General features: G+C 66.0%; 18 protein-coding genes. 12 read left to right on the top strand and 6 right to left on the bottom strand.

Annotation, left to right across the window (positions count from 1 at the left end; genetic code table 11):
* Positions 1–555 precede the first annotated feature (555 nt).
* The 11 genes from E5A74_RS19140 to E5A74_RS19090 all read left to right on the top strand — a co-directional run bounded on the left by E5A74_RS19140 (position 556) and on the right by E5A74_RS19090 (position 12,863).
* Positions 556–1,461, top strand: coding sequence for an AfsR/SARP family transcriptional regulator (locus E5A74_RS19140; RefSeq protein WP_135987220.1), 906 nt, complete (start codon positions 556–558; stop codon positions 1,459–1,461).
* Positions 1,462–1,637: 176 nt separating this feature from the next.
* Positions 1,638–1,874, top strand: coding sequence for a hypothetical protein (locus tag E5A74_RS19135; protein WP_135987219.1), 237 nt, complete (start codon positions 1,638–1,640; stop codon positions 1,872–1,874).
* Positions 1,871–3,169, top strand: a complete 1,299-nt coding sequence (locus E5A74_RS19130; RefSeq protein WP_135987218.1) for a S8 family serine peptidase — start codon at positions 1,871–1,873, stop codon at positions 3,167–3,169. Before E5A74_RS19135 ends, E5A74_RS19130 begins: the two co-directional genes overlap by 4 nt.
* Positions 3,170–3,181: 12 nt before the next feature.
* Positions 3,182–4,525 (top strand): hypothetical protein, encoded by a 1,344-nt coding sequence (locus E5A74_RS19125; protein ID WP_135987217.1) that lies wholly within the window; start codon positions 3,182–3,184, stop codon positions 4,523–4,525.
* Between the two features lie 16 nt (positions 4,526–4,541).
* Positions 4,542–5,771 carry a hypothetical protein gene (locus E5A74_RS19120; RefSeq protein WP_135987216.1) on the top strand — a complete coding sequence of 410 codons (1,230 nt, stop codon included), beginning with the start codon at positions 4,542–4,544 and terminating at the stop codon, positions 5,769–5,771.
* A 30-nt stretch (positions 5,772–5,801) separates the two neighbouring features.
* Entirely contained in the window at positions 5,802–6,857 is a 1,056-nt protein-coding gene (locus E5A74_RS19115; RefSeq protein WP_135987215.1) for a hypothetical protein, read from the top strand.
* A 15-nt stretch (positions 6,858–6,872) separates the two neighbouring features.
* Complete coding sequence (locus tag E5A74_RS19110) at positions 6,873–8,780, top strand: hypothetical protein (RefSeq protein ID WP_135987214.1); 1,908 nt, start codon at positions 6,873–6,875, stop codon at positions 8,778–8,780.
* Between the two features lie 154 nt (positions 8,781–8,934).
* Complete coding sequence (locus E5A74_RS19105) at positions 8,935–9,213, top strand: hypothetical protein (RefSeq protein ID WP_135987213.1); 279 nt, start codon at positions 8,935–8,937, stop codon at positions 9,211–9,213.
* On the top strand, positions 9,194–9,970 hold the full coding sequence (locus E5A74_RS19100) for a hypothetical protein (protein WP_135987212.1): 777 nt from the start codon (positions 9,194–9,196) through the stop codon (positions 9,968–9,970). The genes E5A74_RS19105 and E5A74_RS19100 overlap by 20 nt, the downstream gene beginning before the upstream one ends.
* Positions 9,967–10,887: a hypothetical protein gene (locus tag E5A74_RS19095; protein WP_135987211.1), complete on the top strand. Its 921-nt coding sequence runs from the start codon at positions 9,967–9,969 to the stop codon at positions 10,885–10,887. The genes E5A74_RS19100 and E5A74_RS19095 overlap by 4 nt, the downstream gene beginning before the upstream one ends.
* Positions 10,887–12,863 (top strand): papain-like cysteine protease family protein, encoded by a 1,977-nt coding sequence (locus tag E5A74_RS19090; protein ID WP_135987210.1) that lies wholly within the window; start codon positions 10,887–10,889, stop codon positions 12,861–12,863. The genes E5A74_RS19095 and E5A74_RS19090 overlap by 1 nt, the downstream gene beginning before the upstream one ends.
* A 599-nt stretch (positions 12,864–13,462) precedes the next feature.
* Here the strand turns inward: E5A74_RS19090 and E5A74_RS19085 are convergent.
* Entirely contained in the window at positions 13,463–14,110 is a 648-nt protein-coding gene (locus E5A74_RS19085; RefSeq protein WP_206365920.1) for a DUF6088 family protein, read from the bottom strand.
* Between the two features lie 265 nt (positions 14,111–14,375).
* Between E5A74_RS19085 and E5A74_RS19080 the strand changes: the two genes are divergently transcribed.
* Entirely contained in the window at positions 14,376–15,716 is a 1,341-nt protein-coding gene (locus tag E5A74_RS19080; protein WP_135987208.1) for a TonB-dependent receptor, read from the top strand.
* An 83-nt stretch (positions 15,717–15,799) separates the two neighbouring features.
* Here E5A74_RS19080 and E5A74_RS19075 read toward each other — a convergent pair whose 3' ends face one another.
* The 5 genes from E5A74_RS19075 to E5A74_RS21030 form a co-directional block, all read right to left on the bottom strand.
* Positions 15,800–16,027 (bottom strand): hypothetical protein, encoded by a 228-nt coding sequence (locus E5A74_RS19075; protein WP_135987207.1) that lies wholly within the window; start codon positions 16,025–16,027, stop codon positions 15,800–15,802.
* Positions 16,024–16,980, bottom strand: a complete 957-nt coding sequence (locus E5A74_RS19070) for a hypothetical protein (RefSeq protein ID WP_135987206.1) — start codon at positions 16,978–16,980, stop codon at positions 16,024–16,026. Before E5A74_RS19070 ends, E5A74_RS19075 begins: the two co-directional genes overlap by 4 nt.
* Complete coding sequence (locus E5A74_RS19065; RefSeq protein ID WP_166745730.1) at positions 16,977–18,026, bottom strand: adenylosuccinate synthetase; 1,050 nt, start codon at positions 18,024–18,026, stop codon at positions 16,977–16,979. Before E5A74_RS19065 ends, E5A74_RS19070 begins: the two co-directional genes overlap by 4 nt.
* Positions 18,016–19,938, bottom strand: coding sequence for a ribonuclease H-like domain-containing protein (locus tag E5A74_RS19060; protein ID WP_135987204.1), 1,923 nt, complete (start codon positions 19,936–19,938; stop codon positions 18,016–18,018). The genes E5A74_RS19065 and E5A74_RS19060 overlap by 11 nt, the downstream gene beginning before the upstream one ends.
* A gap of 368 nt (positions 19,939–20,306) precedes the next feature.
* Positions 20,307–20,471: a hypothetical protein gene (locus E5A74_RS21030; RefSeq protein ID WP_166745731.1), complete on the bottom strand. Its 165-nt coding sequence runs from the start codon at positions 20,469–20,471 to the stop codon at positions 20,307–20,309.
* Positions 20,472–20,921 lie beyond the last annotated feature (450 nt).

The raw sequence follows: 20,921 nt of genomic DNA, 5'->3' as shown, positions 1-20,921 counted from the left end.
ACGTGTAAAGGACATGTACGAGCAGCTTAAGCTTTACCGAGCACCCTGAGCCTTGAGGACCCAGGACCCGGAGCCGCCGCCCACATGTCCCTTCATCTAAATCACTATGTCAAAGAGCGCAGGCACATCCGAAGATGCACCCTCACACTAAAAGGCGCAGAGCGGATTGCAGAACAATCCGCCAAAAGCCAAAGAGCGTGATTTATTCGCGTCGATTGGAAACCGCTGCGAAACCGGCGACACGTTCGCGTCGTGCCGGGAGCGCCGCATTTATGGAGGTCGCCCCGCCCCGTCAACCCGCAGAATCAAAAAAAATGACATAATCACGACTCTTTGTGCGGACCGCCCGGAAGCCCGGGCAGTCCGGCCCGCGCGCGGCAGTCCCCGCCCCGTCCCCGGGGTATCGGGCGCGGACTTTGTCCCGGGCGGATGGATGCGTGGAAACAATCGGGAAATGCTGTGGATAACTTCGCCCGGCCGTGCTAGTCCCGACTCAATCCAGAACATGACCTGATTCGGGCGCGCATAGTCAATGTGTAGGGGGGAGCGTGCCCAATGTATGTCTCACCACAGTTACGTATTCGGCTGTTCGGCGATCTGAGCCTCAGCGCCCGCGGCGAAGCGGTGGATCTCGCCGCATCGGCCGCGCCGATCATCGGTTATCTTGTCGTCAACCGTCATCGCGCCGTTCCGCGCGGCGAAGCGGCAGGCGCGATCTGGCCCGAACGCAGCGATGCGCGGGCGCGGCGTTGCCTGTCGACGGCATTGTGGCGGCTCAAGGCGCGTAGCCAGACCGAGACGCTGATCGACGCCAGCCACCACGAATTGCTGCGGCTGAACTGGCGCACGGCGCGCTGGGTCGATTCGATCTGGTTCGAGCGCCGCGTCGAGGCGATCCTGCGCATGCCCGCCGAGACGTTGGGCGCGGGGCAGTATCGCCAGCTGCGCGCCGCGGTCGCGCTCTATCATGACGACCTGCTGCGGGCGAGCGAGCTCGAATGGGCGATGATCGAGCGCCAGCGGCTGCGGCATCTCTATCTCGACGCGCTGTTCCATCTGACCCGTGCCGCCGATGCGCGCGGCGACCGCGCCGCGGCGCTCGCGTGGGGCCGCCGGCTCACCGCGCTCGAGCCACTGCGCGAGGACGCCCATAGGCTGCTGATGCGAGTCTATGTGGCGGCGGGCAATCGCGGCAAGGCGATCGAGCAATATCGCATCTGCCAGGGCGAGCTCTCGACCGAGCTCAATGTCGAGCCGACCGCCGAGACCCAAGCGCTGTTCGCGAGCATCATCGGCAGCGCGCCGGTCCCTGCCTCGGCCGCCGAGCGGCGGGCGGCGAGCCTCGAGGCGCTCGACGAGCGGGTCCGCGCCGCGCGCCACGCGATCGCCGCCGCCGACCTGCGGCTGGTCGACGCGCTCGGCCTGGTCCAGCGGGCGCAGCGGGTGGCCGATCCCGCATGATCGCCGCGGACCACGGCTGCTAGTTTCACGCTATCCCTTCAGGAAGAATGGCGGTCGGGCCCATCGCCCGGCCGCTTTTTTTCGCCGATTCCGCGGCGGTGACACCCTCGTGACAGGGCGGTGATGCTCGGGTGACCCGACTCGCGCAGCGTGGCGCATCCTCATGGAGTCGATGCGTGCCGCCAGCGAACGGACAGTCGGGCGATCCCGCCCCCCGAACGCACAGCCTGTTGATGCGGCTGTGGTCCGAATCGCGCGACTTCGAGGGTCTCGCGCCGGTCTGGCGCGGGTCGCTCTCGACGCTCGACGGATCCAATACGCAGTATTTCGACGATGGCTGCGCGCTGTGCGCGATCGTCGCCGAATGCACCGGCGCGACGACGATGCGCTGCGCCCGCGAGCAGCCTTTATGAGCCCGCACTTCGTCGTGACGCTGGCGCCCGGCCGGGCGGCGCGCTGCGATCCGCCGCACTGGCAGCGCGCGATCGCCGACAAGGGCGGCGCGGCGCATGCGCTGACTCCGGCGATCGGCGCGCTGCTCGAGCGCTTCGCGCTGCCGGTCTGGACGACGCACGAATATCGCCCTGGCGGCAGCAGCTGGTCCGCCGACGAGCGCGCGAGCGGGCTCGACCGCGTCTATCGGCTGATCCTCCAGCACAACCGCGCGATTCCCGAAGGCCTGATCGAATCGATCCGGCTGCTTCCCGAAGTCGCCGATGCGCGGCCCGGCGCGATCGCCGCGGCGCGGCTGCCCGATTCGCGGCCCGCCGCTGCCGCGCTGGGGCTGGCGCGTGACGACGCCGCCCGCCGCGCGATCGGCCTGCCCACCGCCCGGCGGCTGTCGCGCGGCGAAGGCGTGACCGTCGCGGTGATCGACACCGGAGTCGATCTCGACCATTGCAACCTGCGCGGATCGCTGCTGCACGGCTATGATTTCGTCGACATTCTCGACGGGCAGTCGGACTTCATCGGCGACCTGATCGGCGCCGACGACGTGCCCGACGACGAAGTCGGCCATGGCACCCATGTGACCGGGATCATCGCCGCGACGGGCGAGGGCGCGCCCGAGGGCGTCGCTCCCGCGGTACGCGTGCTGCCGGTGCGCGTGCTCGCGACGATGCAGCGCGGCGGCGAGAATGTCGGCGCCGGGCTGGTCGAGAACATCAACAACGGCGTCAAATGGGCGGTCGACCAGGGTGTCGACGTGATCAACATGAGCCTCGGGGTGCGCCACGAAGGTGGCGGGCTGCCGCACCGCGAAGTGATCGACTATGCCGCGCGCAAGGGCGTCACCATCGTCGCCGCCGCCGGCAATGACGGGCAGGAAGCCTTTTACTATCCCGGCGCCTTCCCCAGCGTGATCGCGGTGGGCGCGGCGGGACCCGACGGCAATCCCTCGAGCTTCTCGACCTTCGGCCCGCAGATCTCGCTGATCGCGCCGGGCGAGGAGATATTGTCGACCGCGATCGGAGGGGGCGTCGCGCATGCCAGCGGCACCTCGCACGCTGCGCCATTCGCCGCGGGCGCGGCGGCGCTGATCCACAGCCTCGCGCGCAGCCGCGGCGCGCGGATCGGCGCCCCGCTGGTCAAGCGCATCCTCACCGACAGCGCCGACCGGATCGACGCCCGTTTCAAGGACCGACATGCCGGCTTCGGCCGGCTCAACATCGCCGATGCGCTGCGTCTCGCCGACGCGCGTCTGAATTGAAGGAGAGGGTAGATGGCAGGAAAGCAATCGGAGGGGCCTGACCTTCCCGCTCAGGTCGCCCGCCTGGACAAGGAGCTCAGCGCGCTTCAGGCCCGTGTAGACAGCGGATTCGACAAGCTGGTCGGCCAGATCTCGGGAATCGAGAGCAGCGTGAAGGACGCGGTAAGCGCCGCGGAGGCCGCGAGCGCGGCGGCCGCCAAGGCAGCCGAAGCGGCGAGCGAGGTCTCCGACATCGGCACCTCGCTGCGCAAGATCGAGCCGCGGGTGCGCGCGGTAGAGAATGATGCCGCCGAGAATTCGGCGGCGATCGGCACGGTGCGTGGCACGCTCGACAAGGTCGCGGCCGGGCAGGACACGCTGGCACGCCAGGTCGGCGAGATCGGCGTCGCGCTCGGCTCACTGCAGGGCGCGGTCGAACGGATCGGCGCCAACCAGGAAGGCCTGAGCAGCAAGGTCGATATAATCGACGACTCGCTCGGCAAGATGCGCGGCGACGTCGATCGGCTCGCCAACGTCCAGGAAGGGCTGGTCAAGCGCGTCGAGGCGCTCGACAAGGCGCTCGGCAAGCTCTCGGACGAGCAGGCCGGCCTCTCCAGGAAACTCGAAGCTGTCGACGGTGCGCTGGGCGAGCTGACCAGCCATCATGGCGTGCTCGCCGGTCAGGTCGGCGGGATCGACAAGACGCTGACCACGGTGAAGGACAAGCAGACCGCGCTGCTCGGCCAGGTGACCGGGATCGACGGCAGGCTCGGCCAGCTGTCGGACAGCCATATCGCGCTGTCGGACACGGTCGGCGGGCTCGATGCCTCGGTGATCGAGGTCAAGGGACTGCAGGGCGTCCTCAACGGCAAGGTCGAGGAGATCAGCGAAGGGCTGGGCGAGGACCCGATCACCGTGGTGACCGAGACTCCGCCGCTCGCGCCCTTCCTGCAGATCCGGCTGCGCGAGATCACTTTCAACCCGCTGGTGCGCAGCGCGATCGCGAGCGTGGCGGTCGCCTCCAACGAGGGTTCCGCGCAGCTCGCGCAAGACATCATCGCCAAGGGGATCGCGAGCGCGATCGGGCGCGTCACCGACCGGCTGAGCCGGATTCGGATGAGCGAGCCCAAGCGCTATCTGCTCGCCGCCGCCTATCCGGCGCTGCTGCGCAATCGGTTGGGCGATCCGATCAACGACGAGCTGGCGAAGGACCCCACCGGGCTCGCCGACAGCCTGATCGCCGATCTCGACCTGAGCGAAGGCCCGCTCGACCGGTTCGCCGAGGCGCTGGTCGAATCGAGCGAGCAGACGCTGAGCCTCAATCTCGACGATTCCAAGCGCGCGGCACTCGAGCTGCGCATCCGGACAAGCATCTGACGGGAGGACCCAGGCGATGGGCGCCAAGCTGGATTTCACCAACAATTTCGAATCGAGCCTGCAAAGCTCGCTCAACGAGATCAGCGGCCTCGGTCCGATCTCGAAACGCGTCGACGACTATCTGACACGGCGCGGCGACGTCGATCCGAGCGTCGCGACGAGCGACATCACCGGGCTCAAGGCCCGGATGGCGTCGTTCCTCCAGGGCCGCGGCGCGCGGCTGGGCAGCGACCTGCGCTTCAAGATGGGCGGCTATGACGAGATCCTCTTCGCCGCCTATGACAAGTCGCTCTCGGCCGAGGCAGGCGGCGACGATCCGCTGCTTTCGGCCAATCGGGGCGACCAGATCGGCAATTGGGACTTCAGCGTCGAGCAGTTCGATTCGGTCGAGCTGCTCGGGCTCGACCCGATGGCGGTCCGCGCGGCGGGCGCGATCGACTATATATATGAGCTCGGCGAGCGGCTCGGGGTGTTCCGCCTCGCAGAATCGCTGGTGCTCAATTGGGCGTCGGGGCGGATCGACGTGGTCGACAATCGCGCCACCACCAAACTCTATTGCTATTGGAAGCAGCTCGACGGCCGTTCGGACGCCGAGGAGCGCGGCATGCTCTATCGCCGCGTGATCGGGCGCGGCGATTCGCAGATGCTTAGCCGCATGGTCGCCAACGAAGGCTTCCAGCCACTCTGGGCCAACCTGATGGGCGAGATCGCGACCTATATCGAGAAGGCCGAGCGGCTCGAGACCGGGCGCTCGGATGCCACTTCGGTATCGCCGGGGCCGATCTACCAGACGATGCGCGAGATCCAGTACAACCTCACCGAATATTGCACGGGCATGGCGTTCGTGCAGGCGCAGGAGATCTACAAGCAGCTCCAGGGCGCGTTCGACGTGCTGCGCGATCCCGACATCGTCGCCAATTTCGGCGGCCCGCGCCGTCGCAACATGTGGACGGTGATCGCCGAGCTCTCGAAGCAGGAATTCGGCCGCTCGCTGCCGATCGGGCCGCTGCTGCGCGTCGCTGTCGACGGCAACAAGATCTACCAGATCATCGCCGATTTCGACGGAGTCGACCTCTCCGCCGCGCAGTTCCGCGCGCTGATCGACGCGGGCGAATCCTACATCATCAACTCGTCGGTGATCGACGGTCAGGCAGGCGACGAGCCGCGCTTCACCGGGAGCAGCGAGGAGACGACCGAGGAGGACGATTTCTCCGACGACGCCTTCGAGGATGAGTTCGCCGAATAATCCCCTTCTCGAGCCGGAGCCGAGCGCGTCATGTACGACAATGAATCCCTGAAGGAACTCGCCCGCGCCAAGACCCGGGACGCGTTCCGCAACATGCCGACCTTCCTCAGCCTCGACGTCAACGAGCAAAAGGATCTGTTCCGCGAGGCCTATCGCCGCAACTACGACGAGCTCGCCGCGGCAGGACGGCCGCAGCAGCAATCGGTGTCGCGCGCGCTGGCCGAGAAGGCCAGCGACATGATCGACGACGGCCGCCACCAGAACAAACGGATCGAGCAGGCGGGCGAGCTGGCCGGCGATTTCGTCGACGAGGTCGACTTCCCGGGTTTCGTGAAGGACCTGCTCAAGGGCGTGTTCGATGCGAACCTCAAGGTCACGCTCGACCAGATGACGACCTATCAGAAGCTGCTCCAGACCGCGACGCAGTCGATCTCCAAATTCGCCAACGCGATCGATGACACCACCGCCTTCGGCTATCTCGCCGAAAACCAGGGCGACGATTTCTCGATCGACTTCTCGGACAATGAGAAGGAGGCCGATGGCAGCCCCAAGGCGGTGCTCACCAATGCCTCGGGCGAGCCGGTCGACATCGGCGACAACCAGGTCAAGGTGAAGATCATGGAGGCCAAGATCGCGATGGCCCGCGAGCAGCGCGCGCTGCTCCGCGAGACCATCCTGATGGGCATCTCGCGCCTCGTCGTGGAGAAGGGCAACGTCAAGGCCGCGGTGGTGTTCGACATCAAGGCGACCGAGGCGATCGACAAGACCGACAAGGCCGGGCTCAAGGAGGCGATCTCGACCAGCACCTCGGTCGGGGCGAGCGGCGGGCTGATCGGATCGATCTTCGGCGGGCCGCGCGCGGGACACACCGCCAGCACCCGCAAGACCCGGATCAGCGTGTCGAGCGCCAAGAGCCGTTCGACCACCGATCTCAGCGCCAAGATCACCGGCTCGGTCGATATCACCTTCAAGTCCGACTATTTCAAACTCGACAACTTCGCGACGATGTACGGCCCCCAGGCACCCGCGGGCGCCGGCGCGGCGGTTCCGGCGGCGCCGGCGCAGCCCGCCATGCCCGCCCGCTGATCGGAGGGCCGGCATGTGGCGCTCGCGATACTGGCTCCCGAGGACGATGGCGAAGCGGGCAAACGCTGGTTCCGCTTCGAAATCGGCGCCGCGCCTTATTACCGCTTCGCGGTGGGCGGCCCCGAGCGACGCCAGCTCGACGGCGTCTCGCTCATCGACCGTCCGGTCTGGCTCTCGCCGATGCAGGGTCCGCTCGGCCCCGAGGCGATGGGGCGCGGCCGCTTCGGCATCGACGAGCGCGTGTTCACGGACGGGGCGGAGTTCGTCCAGATGATGAGCTATCGCACCGCACAGCGTCACGGTCCGGCGGTCTCGACGATCGTCCGGGCCCGCCAGGGCCTGCCGGCGATGCCGCCGCCACCGGTGATGCCGATGGCGCGTACTGCCAGCCGGCTGGCGACGCGCGTGCCAGTCACGACGCTGGGGCTGTGGGACGTGCTTTCCGCGCTGGCGCCGGCGGTGGGCCAGCTGCTCGGCGGGCTGGGCGGGGGTGGGTCCACCCCGCCCGCGGCTCCGGCCGGGGGCGGCGCGGGCGGCGATTTGCTCCAGCGGCTTGCCGACCCGGCGACGATCAAGCTGCTCACCGAATTGCTCCAGCAAGTGACGCGCGCGCCCGCGACGACGCCGACAGCCAAGTCGCTCGGCTATTCGGAGGCGCAGGTCGCCCCGGCGCTGCTCGCCGCGCTGCCCGCGCTGATGCCGCTGCTCCAGCAGGTGCTGACGCCGCAAACGATTCAGACGCTGGTCGATGCGCCCAATCGCGCGGCGCAGACGCTGATCAACGGCGTCACCGACGTGATGAAGCTCGGCATCCAGAACAACCAGGCCGAGATGGACCATCTCAAGGACCTCAACCCCGGCGTCGACGATCCCGCGTTCGACCGGCTGATGGAAGGACTGGGACTGCGCGGCCCGATACGCGCCGATGGCCGCGACTGGGTGCGCACCTCGCGCGTGCGGCTGGCGTTCGAGGGGCTGCGCAGCGTCTCCGCCGGCGGTGCGAGCCGCGTGCTGTTCGCGCACGACCGCGCGATCGTGCTGCCGATGCGCGTCGAGCTGCCGCGGCTGGCCTCGGGCCGTGCGCCGCGGCTGGGCAAGGCGCGGCTGACGCTCGAGGTGAAGGATCCGGTGACGCTGGCAGTGGTGCGCCGGAGCAGCGCGGCGATCGACGACATCGCCGATAGCGGGCCGGCGGGCACGATCAGCTTGCCCGCGGACCAGGTGGCGCAGCTCGGCGCGGGGCGCGACTGGCTATTGAGCGTCGCGCTGACCTGGCGTGGCCCGAAAAAGCTGCAGGGCCGGCGGCTGGGCGCGGTGATGACCCAGCTGATCCATCTCGCCGGCCCCTATGTGTTCGACGCGCTCCACGAGGAGGGACCCGCGATCGATCTCGCCGATCCCGAGCGGCACCGGCCGTTCTGGCACAAGGTGTGGGCGGGGCGCTTCGCCGAGGAAGCCAAGAGGTTCGAGGCCGAGATCGACTATAGCTATGGCTGGGATGCCGGCGCGCGCGACGTGGTACGTGAGGAATCGAGCATCCGGACACGCCCCGCCGAGGGATCGGTCGCCGGAATGGAGGCGCGGGTGAAGAGCGGGCTGGTGCTCTCGCCCGACGCGCTCGCGGCGGCCGCCGAGGCGCTGGCTCCGGGCGGTGCCCCGCTCGATCCCGAGGTGCGCAGCGCGCTCGCCGATCCGCTGCTCGCCGAGCGGCTGGGGCTCGGCGCGCGCGCGATGCTCAAGCTGCGCGGCCGCGCCGACGAGGCGTTCGCGCTCTGGGCCTATCCGGCGGTGCGCCGCGCGACGCTGAGCTTGCTTGCCCCCGAGACGGTGCTCGACACCGGCAACATCGCCGCGCTCGCGCCGCACCGGCTGCCCTTCGCGGTGCCCGCGGCGATCAATCTGGTGGGGACGCGCGCACGATGAGAAGCCTCGCCCCCGCCCCGCCTCGCCCGCGTCTCGCGCGTATGCTCGAGGCCCCCAACGCTGGCATCTCGACCGCACCGGCCGAGATCGATGGCCAGGAAGTGTTTGTCCACAAGCGCGCCAATCTGTTCCCGCGCGGCAAGGGGGCACGGGCATGATCGACCGGCTCGACCCGCTGCCCCCGCTCGGCGCGTTCGTCGGCGAGTTGATGGACTTGGTCGACCCGAGCGACCCCGCTGGGCTCGAACGGATCACCGTCGATATGCCGATCGAATGCGATCTGCTCAGCGGCGGCGGGGCGGTGCTGGCGCTGGGCGCGAGCCCGCCGACCCAGCGGATCGAGACGAGCCTGCTGCCCGTGTTCCATCGGCTGCGCGTGACGCTCGCGGCGCTTTCTGACGCGGAGGCGGACGATGCCGGCAGCGACGCCTGACGCGTGGAAGCTCGAATCCTTTCTCGATTCGCTGATCGTCGAGCTCGATCGCGCGCAGGACACGCTTTCGGTCAAGGGCGTCACGCGCAAGCTCACCTATGCGGTTCAGGACGTGGCGATGGACCTGTTCGTCTTTCCGCGCTTCGAGGACGGTCGGCTGCGCTTCAACGTCGCCAAGCCCGGCGAGGAGGGCGCGTCGAAGATCAGCTTCTCACTCGGCTCGATCACCGACCGCCAGATCCAGGAGAGCGGCAACCGTCCGCCGATCGAGGACGACATCGCGCTCGACGACGTCGAAGATCTGCCCCCCGAGGTGAAGGCGTCGCTTCAGCAAGTCGGCGTGCGCTCGGCGCGTGACGTCGAGCGGCTGTCCGAACGCCAGGTCGATGTCGGCAAGCTCGTCGCCGACAAGACCGATGGCACTGCCAGGGTCGGCTATGGCGACCTCGCCGCGATCATCAACAAGGCGCGCCGCCGGCAGAACGCCCCGCGCGTCGCGGGGCTTAGCCTCGGCCGTCACGATCAGAAGCTGGCGATCGCGATCGAGGGCGAGAATCTGGCGGTGGCGCCCGTGGCGGGGTTTCCGCTCGCCTTCATCAACGATCGCGCGGTCGACGTGGTCGAGGCCGGCCCGGGCCGGCTCCGCCTCGCGCTCGACCGCGACCAGCTCGGAGCAGGAGACAATATGGTGCGGATCGCGCTCGATCCCTATGCGGTGGTCGACTTCGCCGTCGTCGGCCCCGAGGCATTGCAATGAGCCGCCCGCGCCGCCACCGGCTGCACAGTCTCGGCCTGTCGGCAAGCTCCGCCCGGCCCGCAGCGGTCCGCGCGCGCTTCCGCGACGATGGCTTCACCGTGCGGGCGCAGGGGCCGCGGCCGGCGATGTTGGCGGCGCTACCGCCGCCGGTGCGCACGCTTTCGGTCGAGCCCGCAGACTGGGGCTGGCCGGCCGCCGAGCCGAGCACGCTCAGCTGGCCCGATGCCGGCGAGGCAGCGGCGAGCGCGTTCAGCGTGCCGCTGGGCGAGGCGCCGGCGCCGCAGCCGGGCTGGCCCGACCCCGCCCCGGCCTACAAAGCGCCGGCGGGGCCGCTCGACGACGCCGAAACGGAGGACGATGTCGCCGCGATCCTGCGCGACAACGGGCTGGCGCCTATCGCGCCGCAGCTGATCGCAGCGCCGGCAGCGCCCGCGGCACCGGCGCCGGCCGCGGAGGAACCCGCTCCGCCCGCCGAGGACCGGCACGCGATCTTCGGCCAGCTCGGTCGCGCGATGTCGCACGCCAACAGCTTCCAGCTCGGCCGCTTCAACTTCGACCGGCATTTCGACATGCTCGAGGAAGGCATGGCGCTCCATCCGGTCGCGCCCGAGCCGGTGGTCGCGCTGTCGAGCCCGCGCGAGCTCCACGATCTCGACTTGCTGAGCGAGCTCGCCGCGATGTCCGAGGCTGCTGGCGTCCCGCTGCGCCGCGATGCCGACAGCGACACTTTCCTCGCGCGCGTGGCGCGCGCGCAGGGGCTGCAGGCGCAGGCGCTGACCAGCGACGACGAATCCAGCCTCGCCGAGGAGGAGGAAGACACCGAGGAGGCGTTCGACTCGCTCGACGCCGAGCCGGAGGAGAACGCCCATTCGCCTTGGAGCGACAGCCAGGACGAAGCGGAAGCGGAGGACGAATAATGGGAAAGAGCATCTTCGACATCGAGCGCGGCCTGCGGCTCCATTATGCCCCGGCGGCGACGCCGGCGGTCCCGGTGAAGCGTCGGCCGAAGCCCGCGCCCCGCCCCGCCAGCGCGCTGATCGCCGCGGCCCGGCCCGGCCCCGTCCGGCCGGGAGCGCTCGGCCAGCCGCGCGTGCGCAGCTTCAACGCGATCGACGTCGCCGCCGACGGCGCGCTCGCGCCACTCCAGCAGGCGAGCGCCAAGACCTGCTGGGCGACGGTCTACACGATGCTCGCCAACTGGAAGCGCCAACGCTCCGAGACGGTCGAGAGCGCGATCGCCGGTGTCGGCGCGCGCTGGTCGGCATTGCTCGCGCAGGGCGCCACCAAAGGACTGCTCGCCGCCGACAAGGTCGATTTCCTCGCCGATGCCGGGCTGGTCGCGCTCGCGCCGCAAAGCCCGACGATCGAGCGCTGGGCCGAGATGCTGCGCAGCTACGGTCCGCTCTGGGTGACCACCGACGAAGGCGCAACCAAGCCGATGATCCATGCCCGCGTGCTGATCGCGATGAAGGGCGACGGCACCGCCGACGGGACGAAGCTGACGCTGATCAATCCGAGCAACGCCGGCACCAATGTCGAGACCCTCACCACCTTCCTGCGCAAGTTCGAGGCGGAGGCGTCGCGGCCGGACGGCGAGCTGCGCATCCAGATCGTCCATTGGCCCGCAGGCGCCAAGGCCTTCTCCTATGCGCGAAGCCAGGAGCCCGCCTATGTCCCGCCGCCGCTGCTCGCCGGCACTGCGCGCGGCGCGCTGATCGCGGCGCTCACCGCGCGCGGCGTGCCGCAGATCGATGCCGAGCGGCTGGTCGAGGCATTCGAGGCCGAGGTGCGCGCAAATTTCAACCGGCCGGTGCCGCTGTCGTGGCGCGCCAATGCGTTCGACACGCCGACCGTGCCCAACCCCGACGACGGCGATCCAGCCGAGACCGCGCGCGAAATCCTGCAATTCTTCTATCCCGACCGCAGCTTCGGCAGCATCGGCAACGACCATGTCCGGCTGGCGGCGCGGATGTTCCACGCCGCGCTCGAGAAGCAGAAGATGCTCAACCGGCTGCCCGACGTGCCGACCACCCCGCCGGGGCCGAGCTGGCTGGCCAAGCAGGCGGTCAAGATCCTGTGGCGCGAGGTGCGCGGGCCCAAGGGCTTCTCGGTCGCGGTGCGCAACACCGTTGCGCTACAGTGGCGCACCACGCTCGAGGAGATCGAGAACGGGCTGCCGCCGACCGCGCTGGGGCTGTCGCCGGGCTATCACGCGCTGAGCTATGTCGAGCAGCAGGGGCTGTCGGACTGGATCAACAATCCTGACATCCCGCTGTCGCCGGCGGTCGGCGGGCGCTCGCTCGACCATGCCGCGCTCAAGATCGGCGACCTGATCGTGTCGACCACCACCGAGGCGCCGTCGATCGCGATCCGCCGGATCGGATCGCCGGTGAGCCACGTCATGCTCTATGTCGGCGGCGGCATGGTGGTCGAGGCGATCGGCGAGGGCGTGGTCCACCGCACGCTGACCGACGCGCTCGCGCACAGCTATGTCGGGGTCGCCTTCCGCCATCCGGCGCTGACCGACGACCGGGCGCTGATCGCGCGCGATTTTGTCGGCCAGAAGATCGGCACCCCCTATGACTATGACCTGATCGTCGCGCACGCCAAATTCCAGCTCGGCCGGATGGTGTGCGAGCAACTGCCGGCCTCGATGCGCGACCGCTGCCTGAGCATGGTCGGTCCCGTCGATATCGGACGCGGGAATGACGGGCGGTTCATCTGCTCGTCGTTGGTCGCCGAGGCCTTCGAGGCGGCGGGCCTGCCGCTGCTGCCGGTCCCTGCGCGCGCGGCCAATCCCGGCGACATCGCGCTCAAGGCGAACCTGACCTATCTGGGACATGTGAAGTACGACCCGCCCGCGGGCGTGCTCGACCGGCTCGGGCGGCTCTGAGAGGCGGCCTACGGGTCGTCGACGAGCGTCGCGGACCAAAGCGGAGCCGATGCGCCGCCAATGGCGGTGGCTGTTGCTCGCCAAAAGGAAAATGGTGCCAGAAGAGAACCTGATAAATATCGACATCAATTTGAGAAGATTTCTCTAACTAAAATCGAAGTCAATTTTATACCGCCAAATAGACTCGTTTCGAGGAGCCAATTTGCGGTTCGAGTCCTGGTTCAACAGCCCTTACCTAACTTCGCCAACATTTCTCCTATACTATTCTCTTGCCGGATTGTCCATATGTACTTGGGTGGATCCGCAAAACTCAACTGCGTGCCCGGCAGGACTCGCATTATAAGACACGCAGGGCGAGGTGCCGCCCCGGGGCCATCGAGAACGGGTTCGGGTGCGGTGAACGGGAGCCAACCGACTTCACCAATCCATCGCCCTCCCGCACCCTTATGTGAACGGCTGACGCCCCCTAGTCTCGAAGGAGGAGCTGGCCACGGTGCTTAGCCACTATCTCGGGCGTGTCTTGATTTGCGCAGTTAGCCTGCTCGCGGATTTCAGCCCGGCTTAGCATCGTTGACCTGCTGTTGGATCAAAGGCCGGGTTCATGCAGGGCGTCTCGCCGTCAGAAGCGGTTTGAGGAAATCGTGCATCCAGGTCGGCAGGGTCGAGAGCCCGTCCCGCAAGTCGTTGCGAACCTTGGTCGCGTTCGGACCGCTGTGCAGAATATCATCGACCCGCTGCCTTAGGTCTTGCCAATCGTCGGAGTCGGACAGCGTATCGCGCAGCCAGTGCAGCGCCTGGACAATACGCATTGCCGGCCGACCTGCCCAATAAAGCTTGCTCGCCGCAGTGAGCTTGAAGGTGATGATCATGTTGCCGAGATGGATCGAGCGTAGCCGCGCATCGGTGTGCACCACGATCTTCGACGGGACCGCGTTGGTGAGACCCAGATCGTTCGCTGCGGTCATCCCGTCCACCAGCACCCGAATTTGGTCGCGGCGCGCGATCGCCTCGACCACCTCGCGCGGATCGGGGGCGGTGGGCTGGCGCGTCAGGCTGTTCATATCCGGCTTGTCGTAGAGGCCTCTGTCTATGCGGCGCAGGCCGCGGGTCTTGACGAGGCGTTGCAGCACCTTGTCGACCGCATCCCGAGTTCCGAGGTCGAGAAAATCGACAGGCGTCCAGACCGCGCGCGGCTTCGCCGAGGCAACGCGCCGTATGATCTGCGTCTTGAGGTCTGGACTGGCCATGTCCGAAATTTACCTACATATTTCGGACACCCCTCTAACCTCTTGTCCGAAAAACAACAACAAATTTCGGACAGAAGTCCTGCAAAACCCGTGATGCTCGGCGCTGCGGCCGATCACTGGCGCCACCTGCTCCGTCGAATGTGCGAAATCCGTGCGTCTCTAGCCCGCGTCGATCTTCCGAAAAATATTCTCGCATCGACCCCGTAATTGGACCTGCGCCGCGTCAATCCCCCAACGCCGGAGCAACTGGCGATGGGAGGGAAGAATGACGATCTCGAAAAAGGCGCTATGTGCCGCGCTGCTCGCCGCCACCGCGTTCCCCGCCGGCATGGTCATCCTGCCGGCCAGCGCGCAAGAGGCGCAGGTCGCATGGGCGTTGCCGGCACAGGATCTCGCGACGACCCTGCGCGCGATCGGTCGCGAGGGCGGCCGCGAGATTCTCTTCGCCGATGCCGATGTGCGCGGTCGCCAGGCCCCTGCGGTGCAGGGCCGGCTGACCGCCGAGCAGGCGGTCCGCCACGCGCTCGAGGGCAGCGGCCTCGTCGTCGAGGAGCAAGCCGGGGCGCTCGTCGTGCGGGTGCGTCCCCAAGCCGACGAGGACGAGACCGCCGGCACGGCGATCACGGTGACGGGGACGCGCATCCGCGGCGCGACCGGTCCCTCGCCGGTGATCGTGATGACCCGCCGCGGACTCGAGGAACAGGGCATCCCCGACATGACGGGCGTTTCGCGAATCATCCCGCAGAATTTCACCGGAGGGCAAAACCCCGGGGTCGCGGGAGGCGGTGACCAGGGCGGATACAACAACCTCAACAATGCGACGACGCTCAACCTTCGCGGGCTGGGCTCGGACGCGACGTTGACGCTTATCAACGGTCACCGCCTTCCTTACGACGCCGTCAATCAGGGCGTCGACATCTCGACCATTCCGCTTCTCGCACTCGAACGCATCGAGGTGATCGCTGACGGCGCCTCCGCCCTCTACGGGTCGGACGCCGTCGGCGGCGTCGCCAACATCCTTCTGCGTCGCGACTATTCCGGCGTCCTCGCCAGCGCGCGGATCGGGGCGTCGACCGAAGGCGGCAATGTGCAGCAGCAATATTCGGGCATCGGCGGCGCGCGCTGGGCCGACGGCGGCTTCATGGCCGCGATCGACTATAGCAAGGCGACGCCGATTTATGCCGATGACCGGTCCTATAGCTCGGGGCTGACGCCTTCGCAGATGCTCTCGACGGGCAGCCGGCAGGTCAGCTTCGTGCTGGCAGGTCACCAGGACCTGGCAAGCTGGATCAGCTTCGAGCTGGATGCCGAGCTCGCCGACCGCCGCTCACGTAAGGGCAATGCGTTCACGGTGAGCGCTCCGGTCACGACGTTTGGCCAGCTCAGCCTGCCCGGCCTGCCGCGGAGGCTTGAGACACTGCGTGTCGGGGATGCGATCGCGGACGGTGCCTCTTATCGGGAGATGGCTATTGCGCTTTATGGCGAAGAGCGAGTTCGCGCCGAGTGGCAGGGGCGCTCCGACTTCCTCATGACCCGCGTGCGGAGGCGAGCGACGGAGGCAAAGGCGATGGCCGCGGGGGGCTGGCGGGCGCTGCTCAGACGATGAGCGAGCAGCGGATAGTCTGTGAAGGCACTGGAGCCCATATCTCGGCCAAGCCAAGACCTTGTTTGGGAATACGTTTGAGAGCCTTAGACCCTCACGAGGAAATCGATGGCTTTGAAAAAACCACAGATTCCGACGGAACCGAGGATAAGCGCAGCGAGAGCCTTCACAAGGAAATAACCAAACTGGTCTTCCACGAACAAACTTGCACTTTCGGGTCGCTTCAGCAGCGCTGTAGCCGCAAGCGCTAGCGCCCCGAGAGATCCGGTCAGCGCAACAGCTCCCGCCAGAACGCGATAGAGGTCCGGGCTCATCTCGCTCCTGTCCCCTCTGTGTTGCCCTCGTTACGGTCAGCTTTCTCTTCCAATTTTGCAACCTTCTCGGTGAGTGCGCGCATTTGGGCGTTGGTGTTCGAAAGAAGCGACAAAATGGAAATGAAGACTGAAATCAGACCGATGACGAACGAAACGAGAGCTAGGATACCAACCCCCTGAAGAAGCTTCGAACGGCGGTCTGCGGTCTCCGCCGTTTCCTTCACTTCATTGAGCGCGGTCGGCAGCGAACTTCGGATCGGGAAACCCGCGCTGGCCTTGAACAGATGCTCCTCGATCCCCTTTTGAGTATTCTTTGGCAGCACAGGTGGCACGGCAAGGGGTTTTGGATCGAAAGTATACTTCTTGCCTTCAGGCAGCGTCGAGGTTTTGGTGAACTCGACCCAGATCAGACCCTCGTCCGTCGAGATATGATATTCTTGGTCGGTTAAGTTGTGCAGCGGGATCAGTATCTGTCGGTGATATCCTGGATCCACGAGCGGTCCGGTTCCCAGTAGCAACCCTCGATGAACATGCTTGATGCGCAAATTGAAGCGCAACGCGATATAGCTCGGGAGAAAGAACCGGTCCTTAGTCGACACGAACGTGATCGAGTTTGCGGGAAGCCGTATCGTACCAGGCGGCGCAGGCTTTCCGTCCCTGTCTCGCTTATCCAGGCGCTTTTTGACCAATTCGCCCTTATCATTGAAATACATGAAGACAGAGCCCGGCTTGGTCTCGTAGGATGCCGACTTCAGCGCTCCGTCCCGACCTTTGTCTTTGTCCTTGTCGATGCCGTGCGCGGGCCAGATCATCGCGGTCTCCCGCGCATAGGCTATGATATGTTCGGTCGAGAGCAGGGCCGACGGGATGTCAGGAAAAGGGTCCCGGTGCAAATAGTGCTCTGCCCGGTTGCGTGCTTCTTCCTCGTCGTTCTCAGCAACCCAAGGGCTCATAAGCAAAGCCCTGCAGGAACGTTAGCCGAAAGCCTCTCGGGCCCGGTGCCAATAAAATCGATCGCGCGCCCAATCCCGGTCTCGACTTCCTCCAGGAAGCGCATAGCCTTGGCCGACATGGCAGCGTCGTGCGCCACGCAGGCGTCAATGTGGTCGAGATGATTTAGCACGATCATCGTAGGGTCGTTCGCGGCAATGGCACGCTTTACCGTCGCCGCTTCGAAATGGCCCACGCGGCGCAGCCGATTCGTGACACTCGTGAACTCCGCAACACTCTCTCGGCTGCCGGAATCGTCGCGCACCGCGTCCCAATTCGTTTCTCCAAAGAGCGGGCCAGAATCACCGCCCACCCTAATAGGCATGGAGCGAATGACCATCACGACGTCGCGAATGCCGCGCGGCGGCAGGCCGGACTCGCTAAGGAAGCCGGCAGCGGTCGTGTCGCGAGCAGTCGCTTTTGGCCAGCTGTCGCCGTGGAGAACCGACAGTCCGAACCCCTGAGTCCCCTCGACCAGTACGCCGTCGCCGGCGGCTAGCGCTCGCGTCATACGCGCAGAGGTGTCGTCGACGAACCTTAGAAGAAATGGATGCTCTTCAATGGGTACGCCCCGAATATGATCAGGGGCATAGCGGGCGATCCGCGACATCACCGCCGCACCCGTGCCCGACCCCGTAGAGCCGATGCTTCCCACAAGCCCGGATTGCGTCTCGGCATCCCGATGTTCAGGCAAGATTACCTGGGCTCTAGCATCGATGTGGACAAGCGCAGGATCGATGCCGGTGAGGTTGAGTTCGCGCTGCAAAATCTCCGGATCGATGTAACTGCCAGCGGGAAAGACGATTTCGACATCGCCATCGACGCAGGCAGCAGGCAGTTGGCGCAGCACCAGCCGACGACCGTCCCGATCATAGGCGGTGTGGCCAGAATTAGTGCCACCGGGCCGGACCACGATCGTATGATCGCGCTTCGTGCGTTTCAGCCAGAGCGCGACCTTGCCTTTGCCCTCGGATCCGAATTGGCCTCCTACGACAACATCAATCGGCATCGTTCCAACTTCTCGCAAGCTCTTCGACACGAGCGAGGAATGAAGCAAGCGCTCCATCGTTCGCCAGGGTCACATCGGCCAAATCTCCTGCGGCCGCTATCCCCTGTTCGACGGGATGCGCAACGGCAATATCAAACGGCACTCCTTTCACGGCATCGTTGTACCGTTTGCGTCTCTCGACCTCAGGCGCGGTAATATGAATATGTAAGAAGCGACCGCCGAAGCGTTCTCGGAAATACCGCACATCATCGGTCCAGCGCAGCCCATCGATGACAAAGTCGGTCGTGCCCTCTGGTAGGAGCTCGATTGCACGCCGGCACAACCAAGATTGCCCCTTTTCCTCGTGCAGGCGCATTCCAACTTCCTGGTGATGCTTGCGGGTGGGCGCGAGGTTCAGCTCTCGGAGCGTCTCATCAATCACCATGCTGATCCGCGTGTAGCCGAAGCCGTGCTGCTGGAGATGTTTTGAGGCGGTTGTCTTCCCCGCCGCGATTGAACCACTAATTCCGACGACGACAGCGCGTTTGGCATGGAGATCCGGCACCATCATCGGTTCTTCGCCCACGCCGCCAATCGCTTCCGTCTGCCCCGCCAAATGGAATGAACCGACGAGCGAGCAGGTGATCGCATCCAACTCGTCATGAGATGCCCCCTCCTTCACGTACGCACCCTGCACGCCGAATTCTTCAAGTCCGAGTCTCAGCCATTCCAGACCGGCCCCCTTGCGCGGGATGCCCATGATGTCTTGTGCGGCGCCAGGATAGCACTCGATGGTCGGAATGCCACGCGCCCGGATGGCGGCCGCGAGCCGAATTCCACGCGCCGTCAAGCGCTGCATGCTTGGGAGCAGACATGGATATACATTGATCCCCCGGCGCTTCAAAATGCGCTCGCTGACGCGCATGATCCCCGCAATATTGCGCATCGGATCATCATCTGTCTCGCAGGTCCGCCCAACAGGGAGGCAGAGGGGAGAATCGATTGACACAAGATCGGGATCGGCCGCGAAAACCGACTCGAGAATCTCATCGTCCGATGAGAGAAGCATCGTCTCCGCGTAATCACCCCGCGTGACTGCAAAGCCTGAGGGGCGCTTGGCCGAGCCTGTGAGGTCTAAACCCACCACGGTGGCGACTGCAGCGGGAGTTTCGGCGAACAACGACTGAAACGTCATCGCCCGTCGGGCCCGAACCGGCGGGTTCGGAAGGTCAGCGTCCGGAAGGCCGAAGCCAAGGCGCATGTCCATTTGCCTTGCAAAGGTTGTCGCAGGGCGCATCCGCGCAACAAGGTCGGGCTCAGCATGGTTGGCAATGACGTGATCGAGAATATGTGTCATCGCCCGCACATCGGCGCGGTTGTAGTCGATCAGTTGCCGGAGCGCCCCAACGTCGCCCCTCAGATAGCGGTGCCAAAGGACCACCGCAAACGCGCCATCGATGTCTGTTAGTCCTTCTCGACAATCAACGCCGATCTCGCCTTCAATGCGCTTCTGTCCACCGGTCAATCCGAGACGGCGGCATGCATAGCGGAGGTCGACATGGTGCTGCGGCCAGCGAATATCCGGGAAAGCCACTTCTAGGAACGGCAGGTCGAACGTCGAACCGTTGAAGGTGACGATGCTTGAGGCGGACGCCAAGGCATCATGCAACCGCTCAGGAGACTCCCCAGCGAGCACCACATCATAGACCCCGTCGATCTCGAATCCGACCAAGGTCAATTTGTCATAATATCGGCTCAGACCGGTGGTCTCTATATCGAGGAAAAGCACGCGTTCCGGCGCAGTGAGGAAAGGCGTTAGGTCGCGACTGGTCTTCGGTCGCGCATTGGCTGCCCCGACAAGGGCTCGCAAAGGCGCAGTTTCTCCCGCCGCTTGGGCGTCCACGACGGACTCTTGGGTTTCGAGCAGCTCCACCCCAGCGACGCTAGCTCGTTTAGGCGAGCTCCGAAAGGCGGCGTCTGGACAAATCTCGCATCGATGAAACGCTCGGCCTTATGCATGGGCGTCAGCTAGGCAGGCTCTCCCAGATTGGGCCCACCGGCCGGCTTGCCGACAGGATCACAATAATAATCGAACCGGCTACCGCCGCGTGAGTCAGAGCTTCACAATGAGTTCGCTCGGGTTGTCGCGTCGGTCGAGGCCGGAACTGTGCACGGCGCTCAGAACTCCATCGTGTCGGACGCCACACTAGGCATGATCGCCTCGCATTGGGCGTCCCAACGGAAGTGCTCATCATCCGGACGAAGGAACGCCCGTCACGCGTTGCAAGGCGAACTTTGCGGTTACCCCGGGAGGCAGGACCAGGCATCGAGTGATCCGGCCGCTGCGGCAGAAGTGAAACCGCTCAGTCCGGGATGCTTGTGGTTGATCTTGGTGAGCCGCAGCGCTTCGGCCTGCGGCATGATGTAGAAACGGTCGGCCGCCCGGTCGATGCCGGTCGGGCTCATGCCGAGGGCGCACCAGCATATAGAATAGCCCGGGTGTGGGTTGCTTCGGCTTCACCATCCAGGCCCCCGGCTTGCGGTTACCCTTAACGTCGACAATGAAGCTCGCACCGCTCGGGGCACGCACGACGAGGTCGGCCAGGGCGCGTTCGGCCCGAGCCTCAGGCTGACCGAATAGCCGCGCCGGGTCAGTTCGCCCGCTGCCAGAAAGACCGCGGCCCATTCGGCCTCGTTCCGGGTCATGGTCATCGGCCTGGCTAAAGGGGCACCGTTTAGTTTGCGTGAACTTTGGCCGGTGCCCGTCGACGCAGTGTTCGGCGCCTCGCGCGCGATGCATACCGGAGCGCGGGCTGGTTGTGCGCACATTGCGGCTGGCAGGCAGCCACGGGTTCGCGCGTGTCGTGGTCCGCTGCGCACTTAGCTTGGACCTGGGGCACGGCTGCGGCCGGCGCG

The sequence above is a fragment of the Sphingomonas naasensis genome, assembly GCF_004792695.1.
Taxonomy (GTDB): domain Bacteria; phylum Pseudomonadota; class Alphaproteobacteria; order Sphingomonadales; family Sphingomonadaceae; genus Sphingomonas; species Sphingomonas naasensis.
Note: the sequence above shows the minus strand (reverse complement) of the source record. Positions and strands in the feature narration are given on the sequence as shown.